Here is a 25,043-nt window from a genome sequence, read left to right as displayed (position 1 = left end):
ACATGAACTACGAGTTGTTCGCGTTCGTCAACGGATGGGCCGGACGCTACAGCGGCCTGGACGCCGTCACTATATGGGATCCTGACCACTGCTGCGCTGACCAGCTCCATTCAGCTGGGCTGCGGCCGGTGCTGTGGACCGACTGGGGTCGCGACTGGACCAGCGACGCCACTGGCGAATCCGTTTATCGGACAGCCGTTCGTAACCTTCGCGGCGGAGCCACGCTGCTGCTGCACGACAGCGACGCCACTTCCGCACCAGGCTCGTGGCGGGCCACTCTCGCCGCATTGCTGCAACTGATCGAGTCCGCGCTGACACGCCGCCTGACGCTTGCCACACTCTCCACTCACGGCATAGACCAAGGCCACCCAGAACCATCCGGCGGCGTCTCGGTGCGACACCGCGGCCGGATTCCAGGCCCCCTGAGGCGTACGGCATGAGCGACGCACCCGCCGCCGCGGTGACCGACCGGTCGCCGCGGCGGCAGATCCCGGCGGCGGCCCTCGCCCCGGTGACAAACCCAGGCCATGCCTGCGCCCTGCCCTCGGAGGTCAGCTGTCGTGGACGTTGAGCGAGTCACGGGCGCCGCGTATCGCGATGACGGCCACACCGGCGACCAGCACCAGACTCGCGCACAGCGTCGCGAGCATGTCATCCGACGGCTGCGCCGGCCATATCCACGGCGATGACAGGGTGGGTCCATGCCAGCGTGTGTACAGGGCGTACACCGACACGACGAGGTAGGCGACAGGCCCGGTCCAGGCGAGTGCTCCGCCGAGCAGCCCGGCGCACAACAGTCCGATGCCGGTCAGTCCGATCACGTTCCGTGTCAGTTCCAGGGTTCCGCCTGCCAGGTCGATGCCGATGGCGGCGGTGGCCAGGACGCCGGCCGCGGCCGCGGTCAAGCCCACTACGGTGGCCAGCCGCAGGAGCGGCAGCCGTGCGCCGACGGCTCGTTCGGGTTCGCCGAAAGGGCTGGCTGTGGTGACGGCGATCACCGTGGCGCATGCGGTTTCGAAGACCAGGGGCAGCTGCAGGGCGCCGTAGGCGGTCCAGGTCCAGTGCAGCGCGACCCGCAGTGCGATCGCGCTGATGACGATGGCGGCGACGGCGGCTGGGATGCGGCGGCTGGCCAGGTACAGCCGGGTCAGCCGCAGTCCGGTGCCGTGACGCGGTGCGGGGCGGGCGGCCGCGGTGGTCATGGCAGGTCCGTGAGGGTGAGTTGTCCTGCGCGCAGCGCGGTGACGTGCTGCATGAGCCAGTCGTGGCGGGCTTGGTCGGGTAGCGCGGCGAAGCGTTGGGCTGCCGCTGCTTCCGGGGTGCCGGGTTGCAGCGTCGGGGTCCCGAGGATGGCTTCGGTGACAGCCGCCTGTGCGGCGGTCGTCTCGCGGCCGCCGCCGATGACGCTGCTGAGGATGTCGCGGGCGGTGTCGGCCTTGAGTGCTGATGTCGTCTGCTCGGCGGTGGTGGTGTGCCCGAACTGGACGGGCAGCAGGAGGTGCAGGGTAGGTGGTGTTCCGGTGCTGGCGGGGCCGGCTCGGTTGATGCTGACGCCGTTGCCTGCTTCCTGCCGGTAGGCGGCGGCGGTCTGCTCGATGCGGATGGGTGCGCCCGGCAGGCCTGCCAATTCCCGTAGCAGCGGCCCGAGTGTGGTGGTGACGGTGGGCAGGTAGGTGGCGTATGCGGGGTGCAGGCAGACGGGGATCGGGGTGTCGGCGCATACCGGGGTGTAGGGCACGGGCTGGTCGTGGGCGCTGCGGTGCAGGGCCGGGATGGCGATCATGCCGTGGGGGTCGAGCCTGCCGGTGCTGACCAGTGCTGTCGCGGTGACGGCGGCAAGGACGCCGGTCGTGGTGAGCGCAGCCGCAGTGCGACGCAGCCACGGGCTGCCCGATCCGGGTCGGATGCCGAGGACACCGACGAATACGGCGGTGATACCGGCGAGGAAGGTGATCTGGGCGATCGGCAGGTCGGGCAGGTATCGGTAGAAGGTGGCCACGCCCGGGTCGGCGCCCAGTTCCCATGGTCCGGCGACCAGCGGGGAGACCTGCCAGGCGGAGCGGTCGTCGTGGATGAACTGCGCGGTGAGTTCGAGGGTCAGGAACACGGCGACCGCGGTCAGCGGTGCGGTGAGGCGGCTGGGACGCAGTGTTCCGGCCGCGAACCCGAGCGCGGAGAACGCCGGCAGCGTCGCCGCGCCGACGGCGGCCGGCCACCACAACGGGCCGCCCCAGGCCCCCTGCCGGGCGGTCGCGAGGTAGAGGGCGGCCACGCAGATGAGATAGGCCGTCAGCGACCAGGCGGTGATCGCCGACCAGGTCACGAGTTGACGAAACCAGCGCGACCGGGCGGTGCCGGTCAACAGGTCGGCGATGCCGTGGCGGGTTTCGCGTGCGCCCAGCCACGCCGCGGCGCCGACGACGGCCGGCACGAACACGGCCGAGGCGGTCGTCTGCATGATCATCGCGCGGATGTTCCACAGCGGCGGGTGTCCCATGGCGGGGCGATAGGTCACCAGCCAGAAGAGTCCGCCGATGATCGGCAGCAGCCACAGCATGACGCTGCGGCGCAGTTCCAGTCTCAGCAGGCGGCCGGCCGCGCGCAGCCGGTGCGGGCGCTGGTCGGCGAGTCCGGCCGTGGTCGGTGACGCGGTCATGCGCGTGCCTCGGCCAGCACGGCGCTGTAGCCGCGTTCCAGCGGGGCGTCGCCTGCCGCGCCGGTGCCGACACCGCGGGCGGTCAGCTCGTCGGGACTGCCACGGAAGACGATCTTTCCCTGGTCCATGAGTACGACGTCGGTGCAGGCGGCGCCGACGTCCTCGACGAGGTGGGTGCTGACGATGACGGTGGCGTGTCGGCCGAGGTCGCGTAGCAGGCTACGGAAGGCCATGCGCTGCTCGGGGTCGAGTCCGGCCGTCGGCTCGTCCAGCAGCAGGAGTTCGGGGTCGTTGACGATCGCCTGAGCGATGCCGGCGCGGCGCAGCATGCCACCGGACAGGGTCCTCAGTTTGGCGGTGGCCCTGTCGCCCAGACCGACGCGTTCGACGGCGGCGGCGACCGCGCGGGGCACTCTCGAGGCGGGTACCTCTTTGAGCAGGGCGAAGTACTCGACGAACTCGACCACGGTGAACCCCGGGTAGAAGCCGAGGCTCTGCGGAACGTAGCCGAGCCTGCGGCGGATCTGGCGGCGCTGGGTATGGTCGCCGGGGTCCTGGCCGAGCAGACGGATCGTGCCGGAGGTCGGCTCGATGACGGTGGCGAGCATCCGCAGCAGCGAGGTCTTGCCGGCGCCGTTGGGGCCGAGCAGGCCGTGGACGCCTGGACCGGTGTCCAGGCTGACACCGGCCACGGCTGCGGTGCGGCCGAAGCGGCGGGTCAGGTCGGTGGTCGAGACGTTCACGCTGTTCCTTTCGAGGTCCGGGTGGTGTGCAGGACGATCACCGCGCAGCAGGCGGTGAGCAGGAGGTAGGGCAGCCGCAGTCCGGCGGTCGTCACGGCCGCGGTGATCTGCCCGGTGGTGGCCTTGCCGACCAGTACTGTGATCATCCAGCTGGCTGTGGCGGCGGCGATGCCGGCGTTCGCCGACCGGGTGAGGGCGGCGGTGGCCAGCGCCAGGGCGCATACTGCGGTCATCGGCAGCAGCCAGCCGACGGTCATCGGCGCTGCCAGGCTGCTCGCGGCGGTGGCGGCCAGGCCGAGCGCACTGTTGAGTCCGAATACGGCCAGTGCCCGTACCAGCAGGATGAGTCGGTCGCTGACGGCGGTGCTGCAGGTCAGTTCCCAGGCCGGGTCGGCGCCGGGTCCGTAGGCGTAGGCGATGCCTGCGGCCGCGACTGCCGGGGCCAGCAGCGACACATACGGGGTTCCGGTTTCCAGTGTTGCCAGCACGCCGGCCAGCAGCACGGTGGCGGTGGCCAGGGTCCAGCCGAGCAGGAGCGACGGTGTGGTGACCAGCGCCCGCGCCAGGCCCGGTGAGCGCAGCAGCCGTGTCGCCGCGCGTTCGAGCAGTCGCGGTCGGCGGCGCCAGATCTCTGCCGCGACCCCGGTCCAGACCCGGTCGAGGTCGACGTCATGGGTCAGCGGGCGGTGGGCCGCAGTCCGGGCGGTGTCGTGGTCGCTGATCATCGGCCTGCCTCCGGCATCGGATCGTTACGTCGCAGTGCTGCGCGCATCAGGCGCCGGATCTGGTGGGCCCGGCTTTTGACGGTCCCCTCTGGGACGCCCATCAGGTCGGCGACCTCGGACACGGGCCGGTCCTCGACGTACATCAACCGCCAGGTCTGACGCTGCGGGCCGGTCTCGGGCCCCAGCGCTGCGACGGCTTCGGCGAGTTCGGCCTGCAGCACCGCGATGTCGGCCGGGTCGGCGAGGTGTCGCTGGTCGGCTTCGTCGACCGCTGACAGCAGCAAGTCCGGTTGGCCGCGGCGGCGAAGCCACATGGCTGCCTGCCGTCGGGCGATCCCCCACATCCAGCCGCCGGCGCCGGCCTGCCGGTAGCCGGCCGCGCCGCGCCATACCGCCAGGAAGGTCTCCTGCAGGACGTCCTCCACGTCGGCGGCGGGCAGGACTGTGCGCAGCCTGGCGGCCATCCACGGCGCGTGGCGGGAGAACAGCTCCCGCAGGGCCGTGTCGTCGCCGCCGGCCACGGCACTCATCAACTCGTCGTCGTCCATCGCCATCTCTGTTGCATCCGGCGGCCGGTCGGTTCACGAGGTCGCGGACTTTTCTTGTAATGGTGCGCGCCGGATCGTTGGCGAGGGCGTCCTCGGCGGGCGGCGAAGCGGAGGCGACGGGTCGTTGCCGCCGCCGGGGCATATTGCCATACACCTGCTATGACCTGCCGGAACGCGGGCCGGTGGCCCGAGCTGCCGGTGCTGCGGCGACCTCGGGACGGGTCGGCGAAGTCCTCCGGCCCATCACCTATGGTGTGTCGGAGAACTGTTCGTTCTGCGGTGTTCGATCACCTTTTGCCGTCATACGCAGTGAAGGATGATGCTGCAGAGTGGCTTCGGGAACGAGTTCGACCACCACCGCCGCCACCCGCCGGTTCCAGGAGGTCACCGATGACGAAGATGTCCATCACCTGGGCCCTCAGCGGAAGAGGCTGGGCCAAGTGCCTCGTCACCGATGAACAGGCTCAAGCTGAGAGCACGGCTTCATATATCACCTTGGCGCCCAATGAGCTCCTGGATGCCGTCACCCAAGTAGTCCTGCGGGAAGGCGAGGCACGGGCCCAGCTCGAGGCGGAACCCACCGCCTTCCGCTGGATCTTCTACCGGGAACGTGACCAGGTCTGGATCCAGCTGCTCGAACTGCCCGACGGAGCACACCACGACAAGGCCGGCACCCAGATCTGGAGTAGCTGGCAGACTGTCGACTCTGTGGCCCGTGCCTTCATCCGCGGATTTGACGAGGTGGTCGCCGAGCACGGGGAAAGCCGCTACCAGGACAGATGGGGGGATCCGTTCCCGCGGGCCGAACTGGAGAAGCTCAGGACCGCCTGGCGCCAGTTCAAGACGACGAACCCGTGAAACTTCAGCCGCTGGCTGACATATGTTCAAACGAACATGGCCGCCGCGTTCCTGGAACAGTTTCGCCGTCGACCAATGGCAACAGATGTGGCCCAACGTCGGTTGAGGCCACATCCGCAGGTCACTTCTGCGCGGCGTCGCGGTACGGCGTGGGCTGGTCAGGAGATCATCGCGAGCCAGGCTGCGGCGACCCGGGTGAAGTCGACCAGGGCCAACGACGCCGCGACCAGCAGCGTCACTGCCAGCGCAGCCAGGATGATCAGCGACTGCCGGCGGTTGGTCCGGCGCGGGTGCTGCATGGCAGTGACCCGCTCCACCGCCCCAGAGCCGGATATTCCCATCGCCGGTGCGGTAGAAGCTCGACGGCCGGCCAGCGACGCCTTCGCCACTGCGGTCGCGACGAGGTGCCGGTTTCCGACGGCGGCGGCGGCATCCTCGTCGGCCCACCGCTCCACGAGATGGCACACCAGTGGCGGCACGCGGCGCTGGAGGGGGTTGAGTGCCGATGACCAGGTCACAGCGGTCACCCATCGGTGGTGACGCCGGTTCAGGTGGGCGTTCTCGTGGGCGAACAGCACCCGCCGCTCGGCCGCGTCCAGCACCTGAAGCATCCCCGTCGTCACCACGATGTGACCGGGTCGGCCCGGTACGGCCACCGCGAACGGTTCAGACATATCCGCCACGACCAAACCCGCTCGCGGTCGTCCCACTGCCCTCAGCTGACCCAGGATGCGCCGCTGGGCACGTATCTCACGGATGAGGCGCACGGCCCCGAACATCAGCAGCAGTGCCGCCGTCAGGGCGATCATGCCTGGCACCGGCTTGGGCAGTCCGAGCTCGGGGCGGTTGTCGAAGGCTCCCAGCGGCGGCAGGTCGTCGAGCAGAGTCAGTGCCAGCAGAGCCAGGCAGCAGACGGTCGCCACGGAAGTCGTCACCGCCGCGGCGGTGATGGTCCGGGCCGCGGTCGCCGGTGCCGTGCGTCGGGCGACGTACCGCGCCGCGTAGGGCAGCAGCGCCGACACCAGGATCGGCAGATAGACCCACACCTTCATGACTTCGCCCGCCGCAGCACGGACAGGAGTCCACTGAGTGTCAGGGCCTCACCTGCGTCCAGCGACTCAGCGAACCGCTGGAGTGTGAGCTCGCGGTCGCCGACGCTGTCGAGCGTCGCCCGCAACTGAGCTGCGGCCGCGTCGGCTTCGCTGCGGACCGGTTCATAGGCGTGCGCTTTCCCGACGCGGTCGCGGCGTACCAGCTGTTTGTCGATCAGCCGGATCAGGATCGTCTGCACCGTGTTGTACGCCGGTACAGGGTTCAGTTGGGCTTGGACCTCGGCCGGGGTCATCGGCCGTCCCGCCGACCACAGCACGTTCATCACCTGACCCTCAAGCTCGCCTGCCGCCCGCCGCTTGGCCTCGAACGCACTCATCGTCGCATCGCGTGCATAGGAGTCGCCCACCTCCGTTGTCGGTGCCAAGAGCTGTTCTGTCCTGGTCAACGACGCCAGAACCCGGTGGCTGCGGTACCGCGTGGCGACCCGGAACGTCGGCTCGCCTGCCGATGCGAAGCGTGCCCTCCCGACGGCAGGTCAGACCAGCCGTGGGACGCAGGTCCCCGGCGAGCTGAGCAAGCAGGGTCGATTGCCGGCGCCGCGGCGAGACAAGTACAGGAGAACGCAGCTTGAGGCGGTCAAGGACCGCCTCAAGCGCGTGCGGCCCAACGGACCTCTGGACGGCAACATCGCAGTAGCGGGTCCGCATCATCGGCCCGGTCAGACCGTGAGCACCAGATGCGTCACCTAGTCGTCATCATTGTCGCCGTGGTCGCCGTCACCGTCGTGGTGGCGGCAGTGGTGGTTGTCCCCGTCGTCGCCGTGGTGCCGACAGTGGTGGTGATCGTCGTCGGCCAGCACCGACACGGCACGGTCAGCCGTGCGGGTCGCGGCGAAAGCGCCCTGCTGCGCCCCGAGCACCATCGAGGCGAGGATTACGGCGACGATGCCGAGCAGTGCAAGCACTTGCGGCACTTTGCCGGTGAGGGCGTTCATTGCCCTGCGCATGGTGCACCCCCTACAGAATGTCGGACATATCGAACCCGGCCGAGTCAATGCCTGATCCAAGCCACGGACAAATGAACGAATGCGAATCAGAAGACGTATCACCTGCCGACCGGCCGGTAGTTCACCGACGATTCATCTGAGGCTCCGACCAGCGAACACGTTCCTCCTTCGGAGCGAAGAACGACACCACCACCGCTTCCGGATAACGGACGACGATCGCCAAAGTGAATTTTGGTCGGTTCTGCCGGGAAATCCTCGATCTCCCACATACCAGGACGAGTTCGCTTTGGCGTCGCGGATGGTGGACCCGGAGGGCGCGTACTGCGGTTCAGGCATCGCGCGGTCGGAAGACCGCCCAGCCGGCTACCGCCAGCACGGCGGCCGTACCCGGCCAGCAGGCCGACTCCGACTCGAGCACCGATGCGCAGGTGGGTGGTGGACTGGATCGCCAGGCTGTGGCAACACCAGGACGGCGAGCCAGTAGAACGCCTCACGTGGGAGGGTCGCAATGCTGTGGATGGACAGGGTCCGTTCCCGGGCGTACCAGATGCCGAACACGACGGCGAGCGCTGCCGCGAAGACGCTGGCGCTCAGGGCGAGGGCACCTGCAGGTCGTCGGTGAGGATGTCGCAGCGGGCGACCCGGTCGTCGTCCCCTTCCAGATCGCATGCGGCGACTGCTTCATGTGCGCGCAGAACCTGCAGACCCAGTGCGAGACGACCCAGGTCCGCTCCGAGGGCATGGGAGCGGCGCTGTTCGCACACCCGCCTTTACGGGCAGGTCCCCGGCGGGCAGGCGGAATACCTGCGAGTGCCGCAGGCCCAGTACGGGCCCATCACCGTCCCGGCGGGGCCGCCCGACGACATGTTCGTGTACCTGTCCGACGTGCTGCCGACCTCGTGGCAGGCCGTCGAGTACGCGGCCGTGCCCAAGGGCGGCACCCTGCTGGTGCTCGGCCTGGGCCCGATCGGTGACATGTCCTGCCGCATAGCACTGCACCAGGGCGTCGGCAGGGTCATCGGCGTCGACCCGGTGGCAGAACGGCGAGACCGGGCCATGGCCCGCGGGGTGGAGGTCCTCGACCTGGACGACCAGGACACCCTCGTCGCCCGCATCCGTGACATGACCGGCGGCCGCGGCCCCGACTCGGTCATCGACGCGGTCGGCATGGAGGCACACGGATCCCCGATCGCCAAGGCGATGCAGCAGATGACCGGCATCCTGCCCGACGCATGGGCCGCCAAGCTCATGGAGAACGCCGGCATCGACCGCCTCGCCGCGCTGAACCTCGCGATTGAGGCCGTCCGCCGCGGCGGCACCATCTCGATCATCGGCGTGTACGGCGGCATGACCGACCCGATGCCCATGATGACCCTGTTCGACAAGCAGATCCAACTGCGGATGGGCCAGGCCAACGTACACCGCTGGGTCGACGACATCCTGCCGCTGCTCACCGCCGCCGACCCGCTCGGCGTAGCCAGCTTCGCCAGCCACCGGCTGCCCCTGACCGACGCGCCCGCGGCATACCAGCAGTTCCAGGAGAAGAAGGACGGCATGATCAAGGTGCTCCTGCAGCCGTGACGGGGCGTGCTATGGCAGTGCAGAGGCTCGGCGGTTAGGACGTTTTGCTTGGATCGGGCGCGTCGTGGAGGCCGTGGCTGGCCTACTGTGGGCTCGGCCACCGATAGCGCTGGTGAGGACTGGACGGCACCGCGCGCAAGCTCGCGCTACTCCACCGTCGCGTGCTCATCACTGCTGGCACAGAGCACTCGAGATCGTCAACAGCGCCCCAACTGGCGGTCGCCGACCTGGGGCATAGTCCGTCCAGCCGGATCAGCAATGACCGCCGGCACGCTTGAGAAGCGCTCAGGGCCCTGACGCCGGACGGAGGGAATCCGGCGGTGTTCGCGTTCCTGCGGCAGATCGGCGCCGCCCGTCCGGGGTCATGGGATTTGTTCCGGAGTCGGACGTACATGCAGCGCTGCGACGTCACGGTCCATGAGGCAGTACTGCTGCCGGAGTGCAACGGATCCACGGCCAGGAGTCACCACCCGAGACCTCTGGACATCGCCTACCGGCTCCTGGGCGACCCGTCCGGCCTCGCCGACCCAGGCGCCGACGAGGCCGGTATCCACGAAAGGAAGGCGCCTGGGGCGGCACGGCGTGAGGGCCGGGCCCGGCGCTTCGAGTGAAGGCGGAACGCCACGGGTACCACCGCAGTGTTTTGATCTTGAGTAGGTCGGGTAAGCCACCCATCTCGCCATCGACCACCAGGAGCGAGCCATGCTCAACTTGGTCAACGATATTTCGCGGAGCCGGCATCAGGCAATGCAGCGGCTACGGGCACTGGGGGTGCACAGCAGCGGCCGGTGCCACCGGGTCATAGCCGACGACGACATCGTCGTGATACACGCCGAGTTTCCGGGCCACAGTCCCGCCGGGGACTTCACCGGATTCGAGATCCTCAGACTGGCCGGCGGCCGGGTCGCCGAGCGGTGGCTAGCCTTGCAACCGCTGAGCGACTGCGTGCCGTTCACCGACGCCACGGGTCGCGCCGAACATGTCCAGCAGACCCGGCTCAGCCGACGGCTGGTCGACTACTACACCGATCATGTGCTGATCGGTGGAGACCTGCCGCACATCGGCCGGTTCATCGTCACCGACCTCGTACAGCACATGCCGACGCTGGGCAACGGCGTCGCACCACTGTGCACCGCATTGGCCAACCGGCTCATGTGCTACCACCGACGGCTGCTGACGGTGGCCGAAGGCGAGTTCGTGCTGACCGTGTGCATCGGCGGCGTACACGATGAACCAGCCGTGTTCTACGACCTGTACCGCCTGGACGGGGCGATGATCGTCGAGCACTGGTCGGTGACCACCGCCGTACCCGCCAACCTGCCCTGGTCTGCGATACAAGGGCCAGTCAGGGCGACCGGAGCCCATGGGGGTAAGCCCAGCGACCATGCGGTCACAGCCAGCCGTCCCCACTGGTGAATCCGTCTGCCAGGACCCCTGCCGGAACCGTTCGAGTGGCTGACGTTGGTTTGAGTAGGGATGTTATGGGAACGCAGGCTGTGGCACACGGCGGCACACGGGTTGGGCTCCGCTGCGACCGCGGGGAGCGGCGTTGGCGACCCGCGAGCCGGTAGGCCGCAGAGGTAAGGAGCAACGAGATGAAGCCCGGTTACAGAGACACCACCGATCGCGAGCGCACCGAGGGCGGATCCGGCCTCGGGGGACCTGAAGGGCAGCCGTCGGCAGAGGGCGTAGCGCACAGCCAGCACGATCTCGCCCAAACGCCTGGGAAGTTCACCGACGACGCACCTCAGGCCGGCGAGGGCGCCGAGCCCGCTGACGACGGTGGTGACGTGCCCACCGCTATCAAGGGACCTACCGACCCGCCGAGCCAAACGAAGGCCACGAGCGCTCCACCGGACCGTGGGAAGCCCGAGCGCTGACCGAAGGGGACGGACGCACGCGCGCTATGGGCCGATCCGCGGTCCAGGACGTTGATCTGCGGTCCAGGACGTTGATCTGCGGTCCAGGACGTTTCGGCCTCGGCCAACAGGAGCACCCCAAGCCGTCGCCGTCGTAGCGCGGAAGTCTTGCGTCGCCCGCGCCCAGCCGCTGACAGCCGAGGTCGGCAGTGGGCCCAGGAGGATTGATGAGTGCGAGTGCAGAAGTGAACCGCCCTGCTTCTCCGCGAGGAGGAGATAGCCCGTGTCCGCAGCGATCTCGGCGTGGCGTCGGGCACTTGCCGTAGCACCAGCACTCGACACTCGAGCCAAAGCCTGGGTGAGTACTCATCTCCGTCCGCGTCGGCCTGCTGTGGCAAAGGCGGCCCGCGCCCTTCCGGGGCGGGCCATGTCGGCAGTGGTCGAACGCCGGGTGTCTGCGGCGACACGGTAGCCGTGCATGGATCCTCGACTTCCGGCAGCGTCCGGTGGACACCGATCCCGTCAGGCATCTGCGCTGAGAAGCTCCAGAGGATCGGCGGGCGCCTGGCTCTTCGCCGCTGCCATCCGAGCGCCGAGGTGCTGCAGAGCGGCACGGCCCATGGCCTTACGTACCTGCGGGAACCACTCCTTCTCCTCCTCCTGCACGTAATGGCGCACGTTCTCCATCAGGACCGACATCTTCGCGTCGAACCGCTCGTCCGAGGTGTCGGTGCTGGCCAGTTCCGACATCATCCACACCACGACGTGGTGCTCCTCGATGCTTTCCAAAACATGCTCGGCGGTGTCCGGGGCGGCCTCACGAGCGGTCGGGTAGAACAGGGTCTCCTCGATGTAGACATGTGTCGTCAGCTCCTTGATCACCTGATCGACGATCGCGCGCTTACCCGACGGATCGTTCCCGGACTTCTCGAACTGCTTGAACAGGCCCTCGACCACCTTGTGATCAGCTTTGAGCATCACGATCGCGTCGTCGCCGATCCCGGCAGGCAGCGACTTCTTCGCCATGGCGTCTGAGCCGCGGCCGGTCGCGGCCGAGGTGCGCTTCTTGGACGTCGACACCGAGGTGCGTCCGGCAGCCCCGCCGCGGGCCATAGCAGGGGACGCCTTGCGTGTTCTCGCGGCCTGACTCATCGTGCCACCAGGTGTGAAATCTGACTGAGTCGACATCTTCCGCAAGAGTGGTCACGACAACTTACAAACGGGCAATTAGCTGCGCAAATGCTATCTCCGGCGATCCCATTGGGGCGCGCGCAGCGGCAGCCGGTTCGACGATCGTGCCGCGTGCCGCGCCGCACCCGAGCCGGGCACCGACCACCGAGCTCAAAGGCGGCCGCCGCGCAGCCGCGCTTTGCAAGATCGAAACGAACCGATCCCGGCACGGAAGGCGCAACCGGCAAGCCTTGAATGCCCGTTTCTGCGCAGCTCACTGCAGGTAAACCGGTCTGGCAAACGATGTTGCTCTACGCGGCGGTCGTTCGACGGGGCGAGTTGCCCCAGGACGAAGGGCGCCTGCTGAACTGGAGTCGGGCGGGCTCCACCGCTACATAGAGAGCTCGGGCGTAGACGAGGAAGATGGCCGGTGCTCGTCTATCAGTTCGACGGGACTGTAGCCGCACGGCGGAATGGCCGGAACGAGAATGATCTATAACTTGCCTGGTAGCGCCGGTTTGGAAGGTGCGATGGAGGGAACCTACGTGGGGATCGTGCGGAGGCTGGATGCGGGACTTCCTGCAATTCGACCTTTCCCGCCGGTCTCAGCCCACCAGAAAACGGGGGAGCCCACCATGAGCGTGGATGTACGGCAACACAGTCAGAACGGTTCGGAAGTCAGCGAGAAGGTGCAGACGCTGGAGAAGGAGCAGGCTGTACAAGCGGCCACGCAGGCCGGAGCGCAGGCGACCCAGGCGGCCACCATGACCGGAGCTCAGGCCGCTCAGATGGCGACGCAGGCTGGACAGGCCGCGGCGACAGGTGCCTCGATCGCCGGGTTGGCCGCCGCCGTGGCCTCAGGGGCGGCTGGTCTGATCATCGGGATCTTCCTCGGCATGTCGATCGTGAGGGGACGCGCCGAGACGTGGCGCTGATCCCGACGTTCGGGGGTCACAGCGTGGTGGCCCCCAGTCCCACACCAGCCGATTGAGTGATTCCGGTCGTACGCCCGCCACGCCCGGGCGGGCGCCACAGGGCCCAGGGCACGTGTTGTGTTGTGCCGGTTCTGGGCCCAAATCGAGCGCGGGTCCCTTCGGCACTTCCCAGCTGACCAGCACTCCGTCGATTTCGAGACGGAAGTCGTACACAGCCGACGGGCCCGGTGCCGGTGGACGACGAAGTGCCGGTTGACCGGTCCGGGCCGCCTGCCGGACTGGCTGGCGGTTCTGGGGACGTCGCGAAGTCGCGCCTGATTCGGTACGCCGCCAACGGTCGCCCGCGGTCGCTGTCGCCATGGCTGCCGCGGTGCTTCAGAGGATGGGTTTTCCGCCGGTGACCGCGATCATCGCGCCGGATATGTAGCTAGCCTCGTCCGAGGCCAGCAGCACAAACACCGGGGCGACTTCTTTAGGCTCGCCGGGGCGGCCCAGCGGGGTGTTCTTGCCGAACTCCTCGACCTGCTCCGGTGGCATGGTCGATGGGATCAGCGGAGTCCAGATCGGCCCGGGGGCCACGCTGTTGACCCGGATCCTGCGGTCGCCCAGCAGTTGCGCCAGGCCGGCGGTGAAGTTGGCGATGGCGCCCTTGGTCGTCGCGTACGGCAGCAGGGTGGGCTTGGGCATGTCGGAGTTGACCGACGCTGTATTGATGATCGACGCGCCTTCGCCGAGGTGCGGCAGAGCTGCCTTGACGAGGCGGAACATTGCGGTGATGTTGAGGTCGAAGGTGTGCTGCCATTCCTCGTCGGGAATTTCCTCGATGGTCTTGTGCGTCATCTGGTAAGCGGCGTTGTTGACCAGGACGTCCAGCCCGCCGAGTTCGCGCACCGCGGTGTCGATCAGGGTCTCGCACTCGTGCCTGCTGGACAGGTCGCCAGCTACGAGCACCGCCTTACGACCGGCCTCCTCGACCAGCTTGGCCGTGTCATGTGCGTCGTCGTGCTCGTCGAGGTACGCGATGACCACGTCAGCTCCTTCGCGAGCGAAGGCGATCGCGGTGGCCCGGCCGATGCCGCTGTCGCCACCGGTGATGACAGCGCGCTTGCCCTGCAGACGGCCGGAGCCACGGTAGCTCTCCTCCCCGTGGTCGGGCTTGCGGCTCATCGCCCCCAGCGTGCCGGGAGGCATCTGCTGTGGCTCGGACATGGATGACCACCTCGTTCCAGCCTGCGCGCCGTGGCGGTGCTTCCGCCCCTCGCTGTCTGATCGTGGTACGTGCCCAGCCTCAGGTCTGCCCAAACTTTCCGGGCGACGCCGAACTCGGTGCCCCGCATCCGACGTGCGTCCCCAGGCAGGTATATCGACGAGGTGTGCGGCTTCGACGTAGTGACCTCTCGCGATCGGGTAATTTCCGGGACCGTCACGGCAAGGCGGCTTCCTGTACCCCTACGAAAGCGCGCGGGTCACGACCATGCCGTGTTGGAGCGCCGCACGTTGCTGGCGGTGCCACCGGGTGCCAGCAGGTGTGTATTTTGTCCAGACGAACGGACGTCAACGATCATCGGGCGTGAGCCAGCTCACGTGACAGCCGCAGCCGGTCGCACAGTTCGCCCAGCGTCTCGGCGGTCCAGTAGGAGCGGCAGACCAGGCACTCCACCCACGTCTCGGTGGGCCAGCACCGCAGCATCCCACCGCGAGGCACTGAGGGCAGGGCACCTGCGGTTCTGCCGATCGGCTCCTAAGGCGGCCGCGGCGCGGTAGATCCCCAAAACCATGACACGGCCCGCGGCGTTGTCTCTTCATGAGCACCGAGTGGGATTTCCAGCACCGACCCGTCCTGATGCAGGTGATCAACGCTTACGACAGCGGGGCCTGCATCGACGTCATGAGCATTTCCGCCGCCTTGGGGCTGACCCATCAGCAGATCCATGAGTCGCTCAGCGCGCTCAGCGACGGCCTGTTGATCGGTGTGCAATATCGACTCGACGCCGCTGGAGCTGCCATCGCCGAGGTGTCATCGGTCTCCCCGATGGCAGGGGCCATCCATGCCGCGGCCGGTGGCCGGGCTCCCGATGTGGCGCCTTCGGCGAGCTCAAGCAGACGACCGCCGGGCGACATCTTCCGAGATGTGGTGCTACGCGCTACCTCAGGACCCTAAACTAGCAAGGACGATGATCTTCAAATTTCGTCGTTGGGCTGTTTGAGCAGGTCATGAATGAGGAACAGAACACGGCGAGGACCGTGCCTGGGGAGTGTTGCTGATGTGGCGCCTCGCTGGCCCGTCTACCAGCGTGACGACGGGGGTGTAGCACCGTGGGTGTAGACGTTCAGCACAGCCAGAACGGCACCGTGCAGATTGAAGAAGATTCGGACCCTGGAGAAGGAGCAGGCCGTACAAGCGGCGACACAGGCGGGAGAGCAGGCCATCCAGGCCGCCGCGCGAGCCGGGGCGCAGGCCACCCAGGCTGCGGCGCAGGCGGGCCAAGCGGCTGCGATGGGAGCTTCGATCACCGGGCTGGCCGCCGCGGTGGCATCCGGCGCAGCCGGCCTGATCGTCGGAATCTTCCTCGGCATGTCGATCGCGCGGGGACGTAGCGAAAACTGGGGGTGAACCGACCGCCGCCCACGCCATCGGCCGGCCGCGCCAAAATGGCCGGACCTGGATTTGCGCACAACGAGGGCGTCGGCAGACCAGGAGGTCGACATCCTCGTGGGTCTGGAACGGACTCATAGCCGTGCTCGAAGCCCAGCTGCGGCTACCGACGCGTCGGTATACCTGGGGGCACACTGCCACAGCGCCGGATACATGCGTGGGCCCGCTCGTAGGGCTATGCAATCGAAGTGACTCAGTGGCTGTTGCAGCGCGGGAGTCGATGCGCACCACTCGCCCGACCGCCGGAGGACATCGTGACCTCCCTAACCACTCGTCGGCCCTCTCTTACCGGGCTCAGCCGGCCGCGCATGCGTGGTCTACTCCACGTCTACGGCTTCTTCGCCGCTGTCGGCTGCGGCACCCTATTAGTCGGTGTCGCCGCTACCCGGCCGGGAACGGCGCCAGCCGTCAGCACGGCCATCTACAGCGCCACCGCGTGCGCGCTGTTCGCTGTCAGCGGGCTGTATCACCGCCGAGCATGGACTGAACGCGGCTATCAGGTAATGCGCCGTCTCGACCACGCCATGATCTTCGTGTTCATCGCCGGCACGTACACGCCGCTGTGTGTCCTGCTGCTCGACCAGGCCAAGGCGACGGCGCTGCTGACGATCGTCTGGGCGGGCGCGCTGGCCGGCGGCGGCCTGTCGGTGATCTGGCCAAACGCACGCCGATCGGTGTTCGCGCTGCTGTACCTGGCGATGGGATGGGCAGCCGTGGTGATCCTGCCCGACGTCGCCGAGGCAGGCGGGATGGCCGCACTGATCCTGCTGGCTGTCGGCGGCATCGTCTACAGCGCCGGCGCCGTCCTGTTCGCGCTACGCCGCCCCGACCCCTGGCCGGCGGTGTTCGGTCACCACGAGGTATTCCACGCCTGCACGCTCGTCGCCGCGCTCTGCCACTACATCGCGATCTCTCTCGCCGTGTTCGCCTAAGCCCGGTGTGGCCACGGCCGCCGCACACCGGCCGTGACGACGGATGAGCTGTACGGCCGGGGCCCTGCACGTCCGCCGCACCGAGCCGGACCTCGGCAGCCAGGCCCATTCCCTCCGATCAGCGGCTCCGCAGCGCGGGAATGCTGGCCAGGTTTGTGGTTGGGCGCGCGACGTCGCCCAGACGCAGGTTGCTGCTGCGGCAGTAGACGCGGCGTGAGCGTGAACGCCTCGTCCACGCTCACGCCGCAGGCCTGCGCGATGGCGTCCTTGGCTGCTCGTCATGCCCCTTATGTGAACATGTGGGCGCTGCCACCCCATGCTGCAACCGGCCGAGCAACCTCGCCGTGTCCTTGTCGAGCATGACCGTGCGGATGCTGTTGGCGGACTTCGGCCGCTTCTCGCGCACCGAAACACATGCCGAGCCGCTCGAACAATAAGAGGATAACTCTCATAACCTGCCATAGATGGGCGAATTTTCACTACGATGGCGGCGAGCGGGCGACGCCATTTCGACTGTGGCCATGCTGCCAGCGAAGGTAGGCATGTGCCTTTGGCCGTTCGCGATCCGCTCGTCCCTCGGCCGACCAGGGGTTGATCCGCATGACGCAGGCGACGCACCACGACAGAGCCGCGCTGGACACCATCGGCGAAGTTGTCGACCACGCCTCGGCGAACAAAGTGTTCGGCAGCCCCATCAGCCAGGACGGCATCACCGTGCTACCCGTTGCCAAGGTCAACGGTGGGGGCGGCGGGGGCGGCGGTGGACAGCCCGAGGCAGGACACGAAGGCGGCGGGTTCGGACTGTCGGCCAAGCCGCTCGGCGTCTTCGTCATCAAGGAGGGCCGCGTGGGCTGGCGCCCGGCCGTCGATGTCAACAAGGTGATCATCGGCGGCCAGATCGTACTCGTGGTGGCGTTGCTGACGCTTCGCGCCATCATGAAGGCCCGCCGCAGGTCCTGATACCGCAGCCAGCTGCCATCCGCGACCGCATCGTGACCGCGACCGCGACCTTTTCGGGCTGCGCCGAAGGACACCGATCGTGTCTCCAAAGCACCGACGCGGATGAGATCCGGGCCTGACTGGGCCGCTCGGCGAGCGAGTACACCTACACCACGGAGCTGACCGGCGCAGCGAAGATCGACGATACGCACAACGACGTGCGCCAGCATCTCTTGGGGAATTTCCCGGATGGGGTGATCGACCTGCACCACCGGTTCACGCTGCGCGGCGCGAACATCGCGGAGCTGGTCATCGAGCCGTGAAACAACATTCGGGGGACGGCTATGAAGACGTGGTTCATCACCGGCGGGACGCCGGGAGGGTTCGGCATGGCCTACGCCGACGCCGCGCTGGAGATCGGCGACCGCGTGGCGCTGACCGTACGGCGGCCCGAGGAGTTGCGGGCCTGGGCGCAGAACCACGGCGACCGGGTGCTGGTCCTGCCGCTGGACGTCACCGATCCCGAACAGGTCCGGCAGGCGGTGCGTAAGACCGAGGAGCGCCTCGGCGGTATCGACGTGCTGGTCAACAACGCGGGCCGCGGATGGTACGGATCCATCGAGGGCATGGACGACGATGCGGTGCGGCAGATGTTCGAGCTGAACTTCTTCGCGGTGCTCTCGGTCCTCCGGGCCGTACTGCCCGGCATGCGCGCCAGACGCAGCGGATGGATCATCAACATGTCCTCGCTGGCGGGGCTGCGCGGGGTGACCGGCTTCGGCTACTACAGCGCCACCAAGTATGCGCTCGAAGCCGTCACCGAGATCCTGCGCACCGAGGTGGCGCCGCTGGGCATCCACGTGCTGGCAGTCGAACCGGGGGCTTTCCGGACTCGTGCCTACGCCGGATTCGCCTACGAGCCCGTCGAGGAGACCATCGCGGAGTACCGGCCGATGCTGGAGCAGGTCCGTGCCGCGATGATCGGCCAGGACGGCAAGCAGCCCGGCGACCCGCGGCGCGGAGTCCGCGCGGTCATCGCCGCCATGTCCCAGGACGCGCCGCCGAAACGGCTGGTCCTCGGCAGCGACGCGTTCGACGTGGTCGTCAGCGCGCTTGAGGGCAACGTGGCCGACATCCGCGCGTCCGAGCCGCTGTCCCGTGACACCGACTTCCCGGTCGGGTGAGTGAATCGGCCTCTGGCTGAGGTCCGATGAGCGGCCAGACGGTCGCGCTCGCACCTGGTAGCCGAGTCAAGGCCTGATCAGCGGCACGGACAAATGAACGTATGCACTCGCCGTTTTGGTCAGCGATGCCCGCTCGGTCGGGTCTGTTCAGCCCTGGCGCAGGCGCAGATGTTCATGGACGAACCGGATCGCCATGGCGCCCTCGCCGACGGCGGAGGCGACCCGTTTGATGGAGCCGCTGCGCACGTCGCCTGCGGCGAAGACGCCGAGTCTGCTCGTCTCCAGCAGGTACGGCCGCCGAGGTGTGCCCTGGCGCAGGTCGGTGACGGCGTCGGCGGGCACGTCCGGGCCGGTGAGCACGTACCCGTGGTGGTCGAGTGCGATCTGTTTGTCCAGCCAGGTGGTGCACGGCTCGGCCCCGATGAACACGAACAGGGCGGTGGCCGGGATGCGCCGGCTGTGCTCAGTCTTCATGTCGACCACGACCACCTCCTCCAGCCGGTCGCGTCCGGCCAGTTCGCATACCTCGGTGTTGGCGTGGACGGTCACGTTGGGCAGTGCGGTGACGCGGTCGGCGAGATAGCGCGACATGTCCCGGCTCAGGTCCTCGTGCCTGATCATCAGGTGGGCGTGGGCCACGTGGCCGGCCAGGAACACGGTCGCCTGTCCGGCGGAGTTGCCGCCGCCGACCACGGCCACCTGGTCGCCGCGGCATAGCTGGGCCTCGGCGGCGGCGGTGGCTGCGTAGTAGACGCTGGTGCCCTCGAACTCGGCCAGCCGGGGCACCCGCAGTTTGCGGTAGCGGGCGCCGGTCGTGATCAGCACGGTCCGGGTCGAAATCTCGGTGCCGTCGGCCAGCCGTATCAGGTGGAGCCCGTCGTGTCCTTCCAGCGCCGTGACCGACGCGGGCACGGTTAACCGGGCGCCGAACTTGCGGGCCTGCAGCGTGGCCCTCTCGGCCAGCTCCGCGCCGGAGATCCCGCCCGGAAAGCCGAGGTAGTTCTCGATCCGGGACGAGGTGGAGGCCTGCCCGCCGGCGGCGACCGCGTCAAGGACCACTACCGACAGACCCTCCGACGCCGCGTACACGCCTGCGGCCAGACCGGCGGGGCCCGCGCCCACCACGACCACGTCGTAGTCGGAGTCGGAGTCGGCGATGCTCGGCTCGGCGAGCCCGACGACCCGCGCGAGTTCGTCGTTGCCCGGGTTGCGCAGCACCTCCTGGCCGCGCCAGATGACCACCGGCGTCTCCTGCGGGGTGACGCCGAGTTGGCGCAGCAGCATCTCGGCGGTGGGGTCCTGCTCCACGTCGATCCAGCGGTACGGCAGCCGGTTGCGGGCGGCGAAGTCACGCAGCCGGCGCGCATCGGTGGAGTAGCGAGAACCGATGATCCGGATGCCGGCGCCCATCTCGATCAGTAGTGAGCGGCGGATCATGTATGCCCGCAGGATGAGGTCTCCGAGTGTCGGGTCGTGGGCGACCATGGCGCGCACGTCGTCGACCGGGATGCTGAGCACCTCGCCAGGCTCGCGGACCACGGCGCTCAGCAACGCCGGCTGGCCTGCCAGCAGGCTGAGTTCGCCGAGGAAGCGGCCCGGCCCGTGCACGCTGATCTCCCGCTCGGCCGGGGTACCGTATCCCTCGATCAGTCCGACGGCACCGGACAGGATGACGTGGAAGTCGTAGCTCGGGTCACCTTCGTGGAACAAGGTTTCGCCGGTGTCGGTGGTGTGGCGCTGCCCGCGTGAGGCCAGCGCGTCGATCTGTTCGGCGCTCAGCCGCGGATAAGCTCCGTAGCGGTCCGGTGTCTCCTGGACGGGCTCGGACATTCTGGTCACCTTCTCTGACGGTGATGCAAGCCGCGTGGCATACCTGGGTTCAGTCGGCGGGAGGCTGGGCCAGCACCTGTTCGACCCAGCGCAGCAGCGCGTCGGGCGGGGCGGCGCCGACCTGGCGGGACCGCACCTGCCCGTGGTCGAGCAGCAGCAGTAGCGGGATGGGCTGGGCCTGGTAGCAGGCCGCCGTCTGCGGCGACTCATCAACGTTGATCTTGACGGCTTTCAGTCGTCCCGCGAAGGTCCGCGCGGCCTGCTCCACGCCGGGAGCCACCACCCGGCACGGGCCGCACCAAGGCGCCCACAGGTCGGCCAGCACGGGCAGCGTCGACTGGGCCACGACGGCCTGGAAGTCGGCGTCGCTCGCCTGGGTGACCCAGGGCAGAGCCTGGTGGCAGTTGCCGCAGCGGGGCACCCCCGCTGCGGCAGCTTGTACCCGGTTGCGCCTGCCGCAGTGCAGGCAGGCGATGACCTCGGCCCCGGTGGCCTGCGCTGCCTGTGTTCATCACGCCTCCGGTCCGGCGCCAGAGTGCGCCATCTCGCGGGCCGGCGTTCTCTGGAACGTGACCATGAGTTCGCCGTTCTGCGCGTCGACCCCGATGACGGCTTCTTCGCCCAGGTCGCCGGCGATGATGGCGCGGGCGATGCGGGTCTCGACCTCGCGGGCGATGTAGCGGCGCAGCGGCCGCGCGCCGTAGACGGGGTCGTAGCCTTGCTCGGCGATGACCTTGCGGGCGCTGACCTGCAGGGTGATGCGCCGTTCGGCCAGCCGCTGGCGCAGTTCGTCGAACTGCAGGTCCACGATCATACCGAGATCTATACCTACTGCTTTTGCCATGCTGATCACCAGTCAGCCGTGGACGCGTGCCAGACAATACGGGGTGCCAACATCGTCACCCGGCAGTACGGGCAAACTCCTAAAGTTCTGGAATCGAGGTCGGGCAGGCCTCAACGCGTAAGGGGCCGTCAGCACCAACTGCCTGTTAAGCCCTCACCGTCATGCCGACGGCGCGACCAAGCCAAATACGAACCAAATTCTCATATTACCCGTCACGGACGGGATAAACCTGATCCGGACGTTGCCGGAAAACCGCACCCGGGCCGGCCTGCCAGAAGCGCCACATGGTCGCCGGAGCCAGTGGCGCTGGGCATGGGCATACGGCTGCTCGGCAGGGGTAATCTGCCCGACGCCCATGCCCAGGTCGTCCTGGCCCAGCAACGCCGGTCCCGACCGCCCGAAGGTCGGTTGATGGGCCTTGCTGACCAGGGACAGCGCGCACCCTCTGTGTCATGCTTGGGAAAGGCAGGGTGACCTGCTGAAACTTTGACCCGTGAGGGCGTGCAAAGAAACTTGTCGAGCATGATCGTTCGGTGACTTCGGCCGCTTCTCCCGGACCATGCTGTGGTCGCCTTCGACCACCCGCTGACGCACGACACGTACCGTCCCGGTCGCCGGGTCGAAGTCCTCCCATTTCAATCCGGCCAGTTCGCCGCGGTGCAACCCCGTCACCAGCAGCAGCCGCCACAAAGCGTACAAGCGGTCGCTGTGTACGTGTGTAAGGAAGGTGTTCGTCTCCTCAAGGGTCCATTCGGGGCGGAGCCTGTCGGTCAGCCGTGGCATGCGGGCGCTCAGGACGATGCCGCCTTCCTCGAGCAGCGCTTTGCGCACGCACCATGCCTGTCAATCGCGCCTCAGTCCGGCCGGCCTCGCGCGAGGCGCACAGTCGCCGGTACTCCCCCAGCGCCTCATGATACGTCGTGAAGCCTTTCCGCTTGGCGTGTACCAGCTCGCCTCGCGGCTGCGGCCCATGTCCAGCCGGAACTCGAACAGCCCCCTTCGCGGGCCACGGACGATCGCAGCTACTACCTCTTCACAACACTCCCTGTCGACGCGCAGCCGCAGGGGCCTGCGGCCGTTTCAGTGGCGCCGTCGTCGACCGGCGCCGCGTAGCAGAGCTGGGGCGCCCGCGGTCTGCGGGCGCCCCAGCCGTCTACGGCCGGTCAGCCGGTTATGACCTTGTCCTTCGCCAGCGACGCGGCACGCTGCTGGAGCAGAGTCCTCAGCTTGTCGATGTCGGCCTTGGCGCCTGCGGCGTCGATTCCCGAGACGGTGTTCAGGGTGGCGCTGATGGTGTCCAGCACCTTCTCGGCTGCCTTGTCGGCGTAGATCTTGCGGTGGAGATCGCGGTAGGCGTCCTCGTACGCCTTCTTGAACGCCTCCGAGGCCAGGAACCGCTCCTTGAGCTTGTTGCCGCCCAGGCCGCCGAACCCACCGCCGCCGGGTCCAGCCCCGGCGGGCGGGGTGAACCCCTCCGGTAGCTGCATGCCCTCCGGCGGCTGGAAATCACCGCCGCCCGGGAAGCCGCCCGCGCCACCCATGGAGGTGGAGTCGTGCGGTCCGGCGGTGGCGCTGCCGCTGAAGGTCAGGTTGTGGTCCCAGCTGATGACCTTGAACTTCTTGCTGTCGATGTCGTACCACAGGTAGTAGTTCTTGCCCGGTCCGGACATGTCGTCGAAGTTCAGCAGCAGGTTCTGGAGAGCCGTGTACTGGGCGAACGAGTCGACATCGACGTAGTCGGCAAGATGAGCGTCGAACTCGGCGTCGGAAGCCTCATTGGCCCATTTCACGAGATCGATGACCGGCTTCAGGTCATAGCTGCCCTTGTTGTTGATCTGCTTGAAGTCGTCCTCGTAGTCGGTCGGATCCTCGCCCTTGTACGTGAACTGGCTGGTGGCCAGCGACTTGTAGAGCACACCGTTGCCGAGGCTGTCGGCGAAGTTCTCGTCGGGGTGCTCCACCAGCAGCCGGGCCTTGACCGGGCGCCCGTTGACCTGGAACGCCGCATAGGCGTAGCCCTGCGCGGGCTGCCCGGCCGCGTCCATCACCGCCAGTGAGACGGCTTCGTTGAGTACGGTGCTGCCGCCGCCCATGCCGGACACGCGCACCGCGACCTCGCTGTGGCCCTGATAGCGGCGGCCGTCGGAGAACTCGTCGAAGCTCATCAGCCACGGCAACTCCTCCGGCCGCGAGCTGTCCAGGCTGGCGGCGCCGAACCCGCCGGGCCCGCCGCCCATCATCCCGCCGGGCAAACCCTGCCCGTCGCCGCCGGTGGTCGGCGGGTTCTGGCCGTCTGCGCCCATGCCGGGCATCCCGCCTTCGGGCATGCCAGGGAATCCCCCCTCGGGGAACTCGCCTTCCGGCCGGTTGGGACGGCCGCCGCCGGGGCCGCCGCCACGGCCCTCGAACAGCGACCGAGTCCGCCCGTTGTGGGTGACACCGGACAGGGTGGAGTTGCCCTTGAGCCGGATGCCGACATCACGAATCAGGGTGCCGTCGATGGTCGCGTCGACACGCACGTACTCCTTCTCGCCGGTCTCCATGTACTCGTCGAACATGCGCTGGTAGTCGGCCTGGCCGTAGGTGAGCGTGACCGTGTGGGCGACCGAGGAATCGAACAGGTCCACGGTGCCTTCGACGTCGGTGACCACCTCGTCGTGCTTGGCCGCGGCCGGGCTGGTGACGATCGGGCTGATCCGGGTGTTGCCCGCGAGCACGACCAGGGCCGCGACGGCGGCCACGCAAGTGGCCAACAGTTTCCAGTAGTGGCGCACCCGCACCGGGATGCGGTGTTTGAGGCGGGCCGCCGGTGCGCGCGAGGCGGGGACGGGTTCGGTGGTCATCACAGGTCCGTCTGGTCGTACCCGGTGAGCACGGTGACGCGCTGGCCAGAGGTGAGCGCGCTGAGGGCGGTAATCAGGTCGCTGGGCTCGCTGCCCTTCTTGAGCCGGACGGTGTACATCAGCTCGGTGAGGGCGCCGCCGCGGATCGATTCCATGCTGACGAGTTCGAACTCGGTGGTGTGGGCGATCAGCGCGTCGGAGATGGTGGCGGTGTGATTGCCGTCCGCCGGTACCTGGACCTTGACCACCTGGCGCTGCACCGACAGCTGGAACCAGGAGAACCGGAACATGACGAAGATGACCAGGCAGATCGCTGCCGTGGCGATGACGCCCAGGCTGTAGAAGCGGGTGCCGACGGCCATGCCGACGCCCATCACCAGGAAGATGAACCCGACGTCGCGGGTCTCTTTGATTGCATTGCGGAACCGCACCACCGACAGGGCGCCGACCAGCGCGAACGCGCGGGCGATGTTGGACCCGACGACGAGCATGATCAGCGAGACGAGCATGCCGAGGATGACCAGCGTCTGCACGTAGGACTGGCTGTAGGACACGTTGCGGTGGGTGGCCCGGTAGACCCAGCCGATGATCGAGCTGAGCAGGAAGGCCAACGCCAACGCCACGACGATGTCGGTGACGCTGAACGTGCCGGTGAGGTCTTGCAGATCGAAGTTCATCAGG

Annotated in this window: 27 protein-coding genes; 10 read left to right on the top strand and 17 right to left on the bottom strand. The window is 68.0% G+C overall.

Annotation, left to right across the window (positions count from 1 at the left end; translation table 11 throughout):
- Positions 1-2: 2 nt before the first annotated feature.
- A complete protein-coding gene (locus KUA19_RS30315; RefSeq protein ID WP_217401410.1) occupies positions 3-440 on the top strand; it encodes a polysaccharide deacetylase family protein in 438 nt (145 codons plus the stop codon).
- 111 nt (positions 441-551) lie between these two features.
- Here the strand turns inward: KUA19_RS30315 and KUA19_RS30310 are convergent, their stop codons facing one another.
- The 5 genes from KUA19_RS30310 to KUA19_RS30295 are packed head-to-tail and all read right to left on the bottom strand — an operon-like array spanning position 552 to position 4,672.
- Complete coding sequence (locus KUA19_RS30310; RefSeq protein WP_217401408.1) at positions 552-1,202, bottom strand: hypothetical protein; 651 nt, start codon at positions 1,200-1,202, stop codon at positions 552-554.
- Complete coding sequence (locus tag KUA19_RS30305; RefSeq protein ID WP_217401406.1) at positions 1,199-2,656, bottom strand: hypothetical protein; 1,458 nt, start codon at positions 2,654-2,656, stop codon at positions 1,199-1,201. Before KUA19_RS30305 ends, KUA19_RS30310 begins: the two co-directional genes overlap by 4 nt.
- The gene (locus tag KUA19_RS30300) at positions 2,653-3,399 is read right to left on the bottom strand and encodes an ABC transporter ATP-binding protein (protein WP_308167727.1); all 747 of its coding nucleotides are present in this window, start codon (positions 3,397-3,399) and stop codon (positions 2,653-2,655) included. Before KUA19_RS30300 ends, KUA19_RS30305 begins: the two co-directional genes overlap by 4 nt.
- A complete protein-coding gene (locus KUA19_RS43290; RefSeq protein ID WP_254550321.1) occupies positions 3,396-4,124 on the bottom strand; it encodes a hypothetical protein in 729 nt (242 codons plus the stop codon). Before KUA19_RS43290 ends, KUA19_RS30300 begins: the two co-directional genes overlap by 4 nt.
- A complete protein-coding gene (locus KUA19_RS30295) occupies positions 4,121-4,672 on the bottom strand; it encodes an RNA polymerase sigma factor (protein WP_217401402.1) in 552 nt (183 codons plus the stop codon). Before KUA19_RS30295 ends, KUA19_RS43290 begins: the two co-directional genes overlap by 4 nt.
- A gap of 390 nt (positions 4,673-5,062) precedes the next feature.
- On the opposite strand from KUA19_RS30295, the gene KUA19_RS30290 reads away from it, so the two are divergent.
- Complete coding sequence (locus KUA19_RS30290) at positions 5,063-5,530, top strand: hypothetical protein (protein WP_217401400.1); 468 nt, start codon at positions 5,063-5,065, stop codon at positions 5,528-5,530.
- A gap of 158 nt (positions 5,531-5,688) precedes the next feature.
- Here the strand turns inward: KUA19_RS30290 and KUA19_RS30285 are convergent, their stop codons facing one another.
- From KUA19_RS30285 to KUA19_RS30275, 3 genes are all read right to left on the bottom strand, one after another.
- Positions 5,689-6,552 (bottom strand): M56 family metallopeptidase, encoded by an 864-nt coding sequence (locus KUA19_RS30285; RefSeq protein ID WP_308167726.1) that lies wholly within the window; start codon positions 6,550-6,552, stop codon positions 5,689-5,691.
- Between the two features lie 26 nt (positions 6,553-6,578).
- On the bottom strand, positions 6,579-6,989 hold the full coding sequence (locus KUA19_RS30280) for a BlaI/MecI/CopY family transcriptional regulator (protein ID WP_308167725.1): 411 nt from the start codon (positions 6,987-6,989) through the stop codon (positions 6,579-6,581).
- 339 nt (positions 6,990-7,328) lie between these two features.
- Positions 7,329-7,547 carry a hypothetical protein gene (locus KUA19_RS30275; RefSeq protein ID WP_217401396.1) on the bottom strand — a complete coding sequence of 73 codons (219 nt, stop codon included), beginning with the start codon at positions 7,545-7,547 and terminating at the stop codon, positions 7,329-7,331.
- A gap of 852 nt (positions 7,548-8,399) precedes the next feature.
- Between KUA19_RS30275 and KUA19_RS30270 the strand changes: the two genes are divergently transcribed.
- Positions 8,400-9,170, top strand: a complete 771-nt coding sequence (locus KUA19_RS30270; RefSeq protein WP_308167724.1) for a zinc-binding dehydrogenase — start codon at positions 8,400-8,402, stop codon at positions 9,168-9,170.
- Positions 9,171-9,917: 747 nt separating this feature from the next.
- Entirely contained in the window at positions 9,918-10,586 is a 669-nt protein-coding gene (locus KUA19_RS30265) for a hypothetical protein (RefSeq protein WP_217401394.1), read from the top strand.
- 965 nt (positions 10,587-11,551) lie between these two features.
- Here KUA19_RS30265 and KUA19_RS30260 read toward each other — a convergent pair.
- Complete coding sequence (locus tag KUA19_RS30260) at positions 11,552-12,181, bottom strand: hemerythrin domain-containing protein (protein ID WP_254550320.1); 630 nt, start codon at positions 12,179-12,181, stop codon at positions 11,552-11,554.
- Positions 12,182-12,729: 548 nt separating this feature from the next.
- On the opposite strand from KUA19_RS30260, the gene KUA19_RS30255 reads away from it, so the two are divergent.
- Positions 12,730-13,134, top strand: coding sequence for a hypothetical protein (locus KUA19_RS30255; RefSeq protein ID WP_217401392.1), 405 nt, complete (start codon positions 12,730-12,732; stop codon positions 13,132-13,134).
- Positions 13,135-13,509: 375 nt separating this feature from the next.
- Here the strand turns inward: KUA19_RS30255 and KUA19_RS30250 are convergent, their stop codons facing one another.
- Together KUA19_RS30250 and KUA19_RS30245 are read right to left on the bottom strand one after the other, a co-directional pair.
- Positions 13,510-14,343 (bottom strand): glucose 1-dehydrogenase, encoded by an 834-nt coding sequence (locus KUA19_RS30250; protein WP_217401390.1) that lies wholly within the window; start codon positions 14,341-14,343, stop codon positions 13,510-13,512.
- A gap of 352 nt (positions 14,344-14,695) precedes the next feature.
- Entirely contained in the window at positions 14,696-14,839 is a 144-nt protein-coding gene (locus KUA19_RS30245) for a hypothetical protein (protein WP_217401388.1), read from the bottom strand.
- A 99-nt stretch (positions 14,840-14,938) separates the two neighbouring features.
- Here KUA19_RS30245 and KUA19_RS30240 point away from each other — a divergent pair, with 99 nt between their 5' ends.
- The 5 genes from KUA19_RS30240 to KUA19_RS30220 all read left to right on the top strand — a co-directional run bounded on the left by KUA19_RS30240 (position 14,939) and on the right by KUA19_RS30220 (position 18,845).
- A complete protein-coding gene (locus tag KUA19_RS30240) occupies positions 14,939-15,295 on the top strand; it encodes a hypothetical protein (protein WP_217401386.1) in 357 nt (118 codons plus the stop codon).
- Between the two features lie 198 nt (positions 15,296-15,493).
- Positions 15,494-15,748 carry a hypothetical protein gene (locus KUA19_RS30235; RefSeq protein ID WP_217401384.1) on the top strand — a complete coding sequence of 85 codons (255 nt, stop codon included), beginning with the start codon at positions 15,494-15,496 and terminating at the stop codon, positions 15,746-15,748.
- Positions 15,749-16,044: 296 nt separating this feature from the next.
- The gene (trhA, locus tag KUA19_RS30230) at positions 16,045-16,722 is read left to right on the top strand and encodes a PAQR family membrane homeostasis protein TrhA (RefSeq protein ID WP_372451887.1); all 678 of its coding nucleotides are present in this window, start codon (positions 16,045-16,047) and stop codon (positions 16,720-16,722) included.
- Positions 16,723-17,322: 600 nt separating this feature from the next.
- A complete protein-coding gene (locus KUA19_RS30225; protein ID WP_254550317.1) occupies positions 17,323-17,682 on the top strand; it encodes a spore germination protein GerW family protein in 360 nt (119 codons plus the stop codon).
- 323 nt (positions 17,683-18,005) lie between these two features.
- Positions 18,006-18,845 (top strand): oxidoreductase, encoded by an 840-nt coding sequence (locus tag KUA19_RS30220; protein ID WP_217401382.1) that lies wholly within the window; start codon positions 18,006-18,008, stop codon positions 18,843-18,845.
- Between the two features lie 147 nt (positions 18,846-18,992).
- Here the strand turns inward: KUA19_RS30220 and KUA19_RS30215 are convergent, their stop codons facing one another.
- From KUA19_RS30215 to KUA19_RS30190, 6 genes are all read right to left on the bottom strand, one after another.
- Positions 18,993-20,675 (bottom strand): FAD-dependent oxidoreductase, encoded by a 1,683-nt coding sequence (locus KUA19_RS30215; RefSeq protein ID WP_217401380.1) that lies wholly within the window; start codon positions 20,673-20,675, stop codon positions 18,993-18,995.
- Positions 20,676-20,724: 49 nt separating this feature from the next.
- A complete protein-coding gene (locus KUA19_RS43280; protein ID WP_308167722.1) occupies positions 20,725-21,096 on the bottom strand; it encodes a thioredoxin family protein in 372 nt (123 codons plus the stop codon).
- Between the two features lie 90 nt (positions 21,097-21,186).
- Positions 21,187-21,489 (bottom strand): ClpB D2-like domain containing protein, encoded by a 303-nt coding sequence (locus KUA19_RS30205; RefSeq protein ID WP_254550316.1) that lies wholly within the window; start codon positions 21,487-21,489, stop codon positions 21,187-21,189.
- Between the two features lie 480 nt (positions 21,490-21,969).
- Positions 21,970-22,350 carry a site-specific integrase gene (locus tag KUA19_RS30200; protein WP_217401378.1) on the bottom strand — a complete coding sequence of 127 codons (381 nt, stop codon included), beginning with the start codon at positions 22,348-22,350 and terminating at the stop codon, positions 21,970-21,972.
- 332 nt (positions 22,351-22,682) lie between these two features.
- Positions 22,683-24,362, bottom strand: coding sequence for a CotH kinase family protein (locus KUA19_RS30195; RefSeq protein ID WP_217401375.1), 1,680 nt, complete (start codon positions 24,360-24,362; stop codon positions 22,683-22,685).
- Positions 24,362-25,039 (bottom strand): DUF4956 domain-containing protein, encoded by a 678-nt coding sequence (locus KUA19_RS30190; protein WP_217401373.1) that lies wholly within the window; start codon positions 25,037-25,039, stop codon positions 24,362-24,364. The genes KUA19_RS30195 and KUA19_RS30190 overlap by 1 nt, the downstream gene beginning before the upstream one ends.
- Positions 25,040-25,043 lie beyond the last annotated feature (4 nt).

Source organism: Catellatospora tritici (genome assembly GCF_019083965.1).
Classification (GTDB): domain Bacteria; phylum Actinomycetota; class Actinomycetes; order Mycobacteriales; family Micromonosporaceae; genus Catellatospora; species Catellatospora tritici.
The sequence above is the reverse complement of the archived record's forward strand: the minus strand, read 5'-3'. Positions and strand labels throughout refer to the sequence as shown.

Coding starts and splice junctions, on each gene's coding strand:
- KUA19_RS30315 (WP_217401410.1), top strand. CDS start 3: ATGAACTACGAGTTGTTCGCGTTCGTCAACGGATGGGCCGGACGCTAC.
- KUA19_RS30310 (WP_217401408.1), bottom strand. CDS start 1,202: ATGACCACCGCGGCCGCCCGCCCCGCACCGCGTCACGGCACCGGACTG.
- KUA19_RS30305 (WP_217401406.1), bottom strand. CDS start 2,656: ATGACCGCGTCACCGACCACGGCCGGACTCGCCGACCAGCGCCCGCAC.
- KUA19_RS43290 (WP_254550321.1), bottom strand. CDS start 4,124: ATGATCAGCGACCACGACACCGCCCGGACTGCGGCCCACCGCCCGCTG.
- KUA19_RS30295 (WP_217401402.1), bottom strand. CDS start 4,672: ATGGACGACGACGAGTTGATGAGTGCCGTGGCCGGCGGCGACGACACG.
- KUA19_RS30290 (WP_217401400.1), top strand. CDS start 5,063: ATGACGAAGATGTCCATCACCTGGGCCCTCAGCGGAAGAGGCTGGGCC.
- KUA19_RS30265 (WP_217401394.1), top strand. CDS start 9,918: ATGCAGCGGCTACGGGCACTGGGGGTGCACAGCAGCGGCCGGTGCCAC.
- KUA19_RS30260 (WP_254550320.1), bottom strand. CDS start 12,181: ATGAGTCAGGCCGCGAGAACACGCAAGGCGTCCCCTGCTATGGCCCGC.
- KUA19_RS30255 (WP_217401392.1), top strand. CDS start 12,730: ATGGAGGGAACCTACGTGGGGATCGTGCGGAGGCTGGATGCGGGACTT.
- KUA19_RS30250 (WP_217401390.1), bottom strand. CDS start 14,343: ATGTCCGAGCCACAGCAGATGCCTCCCGGCACGCTGGGGGCGATGAGC.
- KUA19_RS30240 (WP_217401386.1), top strand. CDS start 14,939: ATGAGCACCGAGTGGGATTTCCAGCACCGACCCGTCCTGATGCAGGTG.
- KUA19_RS30225 (WP_254550317.1), top strand. CDS start 17,323: ATGACGCAGGCGACGCACCACGACAGAGCCGCGCTGGACACCATCGGC.
- KUA19_RS30220 (WP_217401382.1), top strand. CDS start 18,006: ATGAAGACGTGGTTCATCACCGGCGGGACGCCGGGAGGGTTCGGCATG.
- KUA19_RS30215 (WP_217401380.1), bottom strand. CDS start 20,675: ATGTCCGAGCCCGTCCAGGAGACACCGGACCGCTACGGAGCTTATCCG.
- KUA19_RS30205 (WP_254550316.1), bottom strand. CDS start 21,489: ATGATCGTGGACCTGCAGTTCGACGAACTGCGCCAGCGGCTGGCCGAA.
- KUA19_RS30195 (WP_217401375.1), bottom strand. CDS start 24,362: ATGACCACCGAACCCGTCCCCGCCTCGCGCGCACCGGCGGCCCGCCTC.
- KUA19_RS30190 (WP_217401373.1), bottom strand. CDS start 25,039: ATGAACTTCGATCTGCAAGACCTCACCGGCACGTTCAGCGTCACCGAC.